7 protein-coding genes are annotated in these 5,823 nt (G+C 62.7%); 1 reads left to right on the forward strand and 6 read right to left on the reverse strand.

Going from position 1 to position 5,823, the window contains the following annotated elements:
* From AC27KI_RS17515 to AC27KI_RS17525, 3 genes are all read right to left on the reverse strand, one after another.
* Nucleotides 1–790, reverse strand: a 790-nt coding sequence (locus AC27KI_RS17515) for a CoA-binding protein (protein ID WP_487114975.1), incomplete at its 3' end; no start/stop codon positions are given.
* 180 nt (nt 791–970) lie between these two features.
* Complete coding sequence (locus AC27KI_RS17520; RefSeq protein WP_487114977.1) at nt 971–1,456, reverse strand: hypothetical protein; 486 nt, start codon at nt 1,454–1,456, stop codon at nt 971–973.
* Nucleotides 1,453–2,388 carry a hypothetical protein gene (locus AC27KI_RS17525; protein WP_487114979.1) on the reverse strand — a complete coding sequence of 312 codons (936 nt, stop codon included), beginning with the start codon at nt 2,386–2,388 and terminating at the stop codon, nt 1,453–1,455. The genes AC27KI_RS17520 and AC27KI_RS17525 overlap by 4 nt, the downstream gene beginning before the upstream one ends.
* 438 nt (nt 2,389–2,826) lie before the next feature.
* Between AC27KI_RS17525 and AC27KI_RS17530 the strand changes: the two genes are divergently transcribed.
* A complete protein-coding gene (locus AC27KI_RS17530) occupies nt 2,827–3,120 on the forward strand; it encodes a hypothetical protein (protein WP_487090381.1) in 294 nt (97 codons plus the stop codon).
* A gap of 354 nt (nt 3,121–3,474) precedes the next feature.
* Here AC27KI_RS17530 and AC27KI_RS17535 read toward each other — a convergent pair whose 3' ends face one another.
* The 3 genes from AC27KI_RS17535 to AC27KI_RS17545 all read right to left on the reverse strand — a co-directional run.
* Nucleotides 3,475–3,804, reverse strand: coding sequence for a hypothetical protein (locus AC27KI_RS17535; RefSeq protein WP_487090380.1), 330 nt, complete (start codon nt 3,802–3,804; stop codon nt 3,475–3,477).
* Between the two features lie 59 nt (nt 3,805–3,863).
* Nucleotides 3,864–4,793, reverse strand: coding sequence for a ParA family protein (locus AC27KI_RS17540; protein WP_487090379.1), 930 nt, complete (start codon nt 4,791–4,793; stop codon nt 3,864–3,866).
* A 261-nt stretch (nt 4,794–5,054) separates the two neighbouring features.
* Nucleotides 5,055–5,823 (reverse strand): 3-deoxy-D-manno-octulosonic acid transferase (locus tag AC27KI_RS17545; protein ID WP_487114981.1); only part of this gene is annotated, 769 nt, incomplete at its 5' end.

Raw genomic sequence — 5,823 nt, forward strand, 5'->3', positions numbered from 1 at the left:
CAGGGCCCGCGTCGAACACGTCGTCGCTGCCCACGATGGCGCCGCTGTGCGTGTGCGCCGCCTCGTTGCCCGCCGGCTTGCGCCCGGCCTTGAGCACCACCACCGGCTTGGCGTTGGCCGCCGAGCGCAGCGCGCTCATGAAGCGGCGCGCGCTGGAGATGCCTTCCATGTACATCACGATGCTCTGCGTGCGCGCGTCGTTGGCCAGAAAGTCCAGCACCTGGGCGATGTCCACGTCGGTGTTCGGCCCCAGCGACACCACCGTGGAAAAGCCCACCGCGTTCTTGGTGCCCCAGTCCAGGATGGACGCGGTGAGCGCCCCCGACTGGCACACCAGCGCCAGCGACCCCTCCCGCGCCAGCGGCCCGGCCGCGCTGGCGTTGAGCTGCAGGTGCGGGCGCTGCAGGCCCAGCGAGTTGGGGCCCAGCAGGTGCATGCCCTCGCGCCGGGCGATGTGCTTGAGCCGCGCCGCCTGATCAGCGTCCATGCCGTGCGACATCACCAGCGCGGCGCGGCAGCCGATGCGCCCCGCCACCTCCAGCGCCGCCACCACATCCTCGGGCGGCAGCGCGATCAGGGCCAGGTCCGCGCGTGTCTGCGCCAGATCGGCCAGCGTGCCGCTGGTGTGGATGTCCAGGAACTGCAGCGTGCCGGTAAAGCGCTGCGCCCGCAGCGCGGTGTGCAGGGCACGGGCGCACGGCGTGAGCGACTCGGGCGCATCGGCCCGGCCGGCCAGCACCACGATGGAGCTGGGGGCGAAGAGCGGGGTGAGGTAGTGTTTTTCGATCATGGCAGGCAGGCAGCGGGCAAGCAGACAGGCAGGCAATCCATCGCATCGGTCGGCCAGGACGGACGAATGGGCGCCAGTGGCTGGCATTTTGCGGCATCGCGGCCACCGTGGGCGCCCCGGCGCCGCGCGATGTGCGCCGCCAGGCACGCGCCGTGGCTCCTGGCAGCCGTCAAACGGCCGTTACAGGTCCTCCGTGCGGTCCAGCCAGTCCGAGATGATCGCGTGCACCAGCCACAGCGTCTGGAACAGCATGGCCCCGGCGAACGCGGCGATCGCCACGCAGGCCAGAAAGCAGGCAAAAACGTCCAACAGGCCCAGCGTGACCTGCGCCGCCGCCCCGATGAGCGCCGAGACGATGGACGCAAAAATCAGGTTGCTCACATTGCGGACCTGCGCATAGCGCCGGATGCGCGGGTCGATCTTTTTTAGCTGCGCGAACAGCTCGCGGTAGCCCGGCGTGTCGAACACCGTCTCCTTGAACTTCACCACGATGAAGATCTTGAGCGATAGCAGGAAGCTGCCCGTGGTGAGCAGGCCCGTGAACAGGCTGGCCCGGATCTTCTCGCCATAGAACTGCATCGCCCCATCGGCGTCGGGCACCCCAAAGACCACACCGGCCACCACGGCGGCCGAGAACAGCAGCGCCTGGAGCACATACCGCCTCATCGCATCGGCATCTCGAAAATGTGGCGGTGCTCGCGGCACTGCCGCAGCAGCTCCTCGACCACCCAGGCGGTGGAAAAGCGTGTCACGTCCAGCTGGTCGAGCCTGGAAGCCAGCTGGTCATAGTCGTATTCGCCGAAATTTTCTGGGTTGTCCAAGATGGAAATCACTTTCTCGACGCCATGGGCATCCACCCCTTCGATGCGGCCGCGCTGGGGGCGCTCCGCCCTCACGCACGCCTGGATGGCCGACGCCAGCATTTTGCCGGGCGTGCCCGCCACGAAGGTGATCTTGCTCGCGCGGTTCTTGATGTAGGCCGTGTGGGCCTTGAACTGCGCCTGCGGCACCTCGGGCGTGGCGACCACGTATTCGAAACTCTTCACCTTCTCCAGTTCTTCGATCATGGACTGCAGCGCCTCTTGCCGCACCAGCACTTCCCAGGAGAAGCGGGGATTGTGCTCGCGCCGGATTTTGACGCGCCGCGCCTCGGTCAACTCACTGCCACCAGCCGCCGCGATTTCCTCGGCGATCGCCTGCTCCTTGTACTGGTTGAAATGGGTGCCAGCCAGGTGGCAGAAGGTGCTCACGCTGCAGGAGTGGTGGTAGTACTGGTACATGCCCGCCCCCGTGCGCTTGTGCAGCACGAAGAAGTTGAAATCCATCAGGCTGGCGTCGCGGCGCACCTGCGCCACGCGCACCAGGATGTTGGTGGGCGCCCGGACCAGTTCGCAATAGGTCTTGTGGTCCTTGACGGTGATGACCACGCCCACGTGGTAGTCGGGGTCCGCGGAATCGTTCAGGAAGAACAGGCGCTGCCCATCCGCGGGCGCGCTGGGATCGTAGCCCCGGGCGGAAAGGGCCTGCGCGAAGGTCTCCAGCGACAGGGGGCCCTGCGGTTGAAGGACAAACCGGAATCCCATGAATTTGACTCGCATTGCTTTGCCTCCTGAAGGGTTGCATGGCCAGCGTGTGTACCCCTTGGCAGGTGTGAGGCGGCGGGCGATGGATGCGGAGCCAAGGGGCGGGACAGTTGGCTTCGCGGTGGAGTGGAAAACGTGTCTCGGCCCGTGCATGGCCTGGGTTGGCCGAGGTACGGTGGGGTGTCTCACGCTGAGTTGGCCCATGTGCCACCCAGGTCATCAGCACGGCGCGAGGGACGGGAGAGAACTTGAAAGACTGTACTTAAAAACAGTGTTTCGGACAACCTGAAATCCCCGAGCGCCAGTGGAGGAATGAATCAGCGCGCAGCCAGTCGTCCCGGGCAACGCTGGAATCGGCGGGTCACGGCAGGCAGCCATCCGGCCACAAGCCGCCGTTCATTTGCCACAGTTGGACTTCCTTTGAATCTTGAATCTTGAATCTGGATGTGGCAAATGGGTGTCGTCCGCTGCAAACCAATCACCGCCCCGATCTGGGTCCGGATAGCCATTGCGCTCGTCCTGGCGTGCGCCTCGACCTTCGTGGCGCTTTGGGTGACATCGGGGGGTTTGGATCCCCAGAACAAAGGCATGCTGTTGGCCGCCATCCTGGTCGTTCCTTTGGCTCTGGCTGCAAAGCTGGATTGGCCGTCAGGCGCTTCCGTCGCGTTGGCGGGCGTGACCTACTTCCTGTTCTGGATGGGTGCGGTCTGGTGGGTGACGCATCCAAAGACAATGGACAGCGCGTGAACTGCGGGTGCCAAGACTTGGCGAACGCTGGTTGTGGTCAGTCCTCACAGCAGAAACTTGAAGCGAAAATGGAACGAGCCAAGAACGGTCGCAGAGTGGCAATAAGTCTTGTGTGCTGGCTCTTTTCCAGCGTTGGCGTGTTGATGTCGCTAACGATGATCGTGGGCTCATCGATGGTTGCCGTGATTGCCGATCCCGCTTCGGCATTCAGGGGAACGGAGTTCTACCTTGGAATGCAGCTGCCTTCGCTTGGTTGGCACTGATCGTGATGAACCTCGCCTGGCTGAGGGAAGAGCGAACGTCCCTGGCATCGGGCGTTCGCATGAAACCCTAATGACTCTATGTCCTCTCAATTCAGTTGCTGCCCTGAATTGCTTCTGATCTAAGGCGAGCTCCAACTGTGGCTTCGATGATCCTATCGCGCAACGTTTCAGCTTTGTCCTGCTTAGACACCAAAACGTCGAGATGCCGAGCTATCTGTTCGAGAGCTTTCTTTGTCCCAAAGCTGTCCTCAAGGAACTTAGACGCATCGGCTCGGCTTGCCGCCCCCGTGAGCTTCGCGACGATGTCAGCCAAATCTAGCCTTGCCTCAGGAGTAAGCTCCTCCCTCGAACGCCTGCGTAAGACTTTGATCTCGATCTCCGCCCCAGACTCACTAAGTCGAGCGAGTTCCTCTTCGGACATTCGATCGAGTGCGGCGGCTAGCCGCCGCAGGGCGGAGGCTGCGAGAGTCGATGAGGTGCTCATATGCCTCCCAGCAAGTTGGAGAACTCGCCGACGACCGCCTCTATCTCGTGGACGATGTCAGAGTGCGTGTTGTTCGTATATGCGTTGAGCACGACTGGCACGAGGTTCTGAGGTGCGTCGGCGAAGATGGTCTTGTTCTCACGGAAGTTGTTGTCCAGCGTTTTCACGCCGAGGCGCTTGGTCTGGGAGATGAATTGCCGTTGTGCCGAGATGGGCTGGCCGCTAGTGATTTGAATCATAGTAAAGATGACACCGAGGATATGGGGAGAGATTGAGTCCTCCTCGTCGGGACCCGCATATTCATTAAAGTCCTCGACAAGCTCTCTGACGCTGCGTTGCAGGTAGTCAATGCCCAACGTCGAAAGGTAGTCGGGCTTGGCGGGGATCAGGATGTGTTCGCTAGCAACGATCGCGTTCTTTGTGACGATGTTGAAGTTAGGCGGGCAGTCAATGAGGACGATGTCGTAGTCCGCGCTGTTGGCGATCGACGCCAGGGCCTGTCGAAGCTGCCCATGAACCTTCAGGTAGTTGCGCTTCGCCGCTGTCATATTGGCCCCGCCAAGTAGGAGGGCTAGGTCGAGATCGACGTTGATCAATCCGAGGTGCGAGCAGATCAGGTCAATCTTTCCTCCTTCGCCATTTGCAAGTCGTCTATTAACGGCCGGGGGAGTGATGATGAAGTCGTTCAATGCAGGCGGTTCTTGGCCTTGGCTAATCGCGTCGAACCAGGATTTAATTGTCTTGCCTGCCTTGTAATTCTCGTCCCAGTCGTCGGGGGTGACGAATGAGAAAGTGAGGCTGGCTTGGGCATCGGTGTCTATCAACAAGACCTTTTTCCCTCGCCAAGCCAACTCGCTAGCGATGTTTGAGGTGACTGTAGTCTTGCCGACGCCGCCCTTGTAGTTGATAACGGAAACAATGTGCATGGATTCTCCCTCGATTAATCGATGTAATAAACGAGTTGTACTCGCCCTCCGCGTTGCGCATGCATCTCGTCTGCTTAAGTAACCCCTTGTCGGCTGATCAACCAGCTATTGGAGTGACCTGCAGACGATTGCCCGCTGCATTGCTATTGTGCGCGCATTAGATAGTCGGAAAATAAGGGTTCGCGCCAGTCGGTAGATTCAACCCGCCGCCGTAGTGCATCGTTGTCAACAGCGCCGAACGGAATCGATTGGATAAGGCGTTCACGAGCCCCCAAGCTGCACCCGCAACATCTGCGCCACAGCCAGCGCCGTCGCCAACGCCGCCCCCCGGTGCGCGCTGGTAAACGCCACCGCCCTGCCCTGCACTTCCTCCAGCCTCGACCCATCCCCCACCAGCGCCTCCGCCACGGCGACCCCCTCGGCCATGTCCTTCACCCGCAGCGCCGCCCCCGCTTCGCACGCCAGCCATGCCGCCTCGGCAAAGTTGAACGTGTGCGGCCCCGTCACCACCGGGCAGCCGCAGGCCGCCGCCTCAATCAGGTTCTGGCCGCCCAGCGGCGCGTAGCTGCCGCCCAGCAGGGCCGCGTGCGAGAGGCCGTAGTACAGCGCCATCTCGCCCAGCGAGTCGCCCAGCCACACGTCGGCGGTGCCGGGTGCGGCGCCCCAGGTGCTGCGGGGCGACACGGTCAGGCCGGCGGCCTCGATCAGCTCCCGCACCTGGGCGAAGCGCTGGGGGTGGCGTGGCACCACCAGCCATTGCACGGGAAGGGCTGCTGCCGATGCCCCTGTGCTGGACACTCCTGAATTGATAGCAGAATGCCCTAGTGTTATTTGCGCTGGAGTCCGTTTTGACTGCAAGGCCTCCAGCCACATCGCTTCTTCGCCCTCGCGGCTGCTGGCCAATAGGACCACGCGGCGGCCGGTGGCGTCGCGCCATTCGCGGCCTTGCGCCAGTTGGGCGGCGTCGGGCACCACGTCGAACTTGAGGTTGCCGAACACGCCCTGCACGCGGGCGCCGGCCGCGCGCAGG

It is taken from the genome of Acidovorax sp. KPB24-03, from assembly GCF_057546605.1.

Coding starts and splice junctions, on each gene's coding strand:
- AC27KI_RS17520 (WP_487114977.1), bottom strand. CDS start 1,456: ATGAGGCGGTATGTGCTCCAGGCGCTGCTGTTCTCGGCCGCCGTGGTG.
- AC27KI_RS17525 (WP_487114979.1), bottom strand. CDS start 2,388: ATGCGAGTCAAATTCATGGGATTCCGGTTTGTCCTTCAACCGCAGGGC.
- AC27KI_RS17530 (WP_487090381.1), top strand. CDS start 2,827: ATGGGTGTCGTCCGCTGCAAACCAATCACCGCCCCGATCTGGGTCCGG.
- AC27KI_RS17535 (WP_487090380.1), bottom strand. CDS start 3,804: ATGTCCGAAGAGGAACTCGCTCGACTTAGTGAGTCTGGGGCGGAGATC.
- AC27KI_RS17540 (WP_487090379.1), bottom strand. CDS start 4,793: ATGCACATTGTTTCCGTTATCAACTACAAGGGCGGCGTCGGCAAGACT.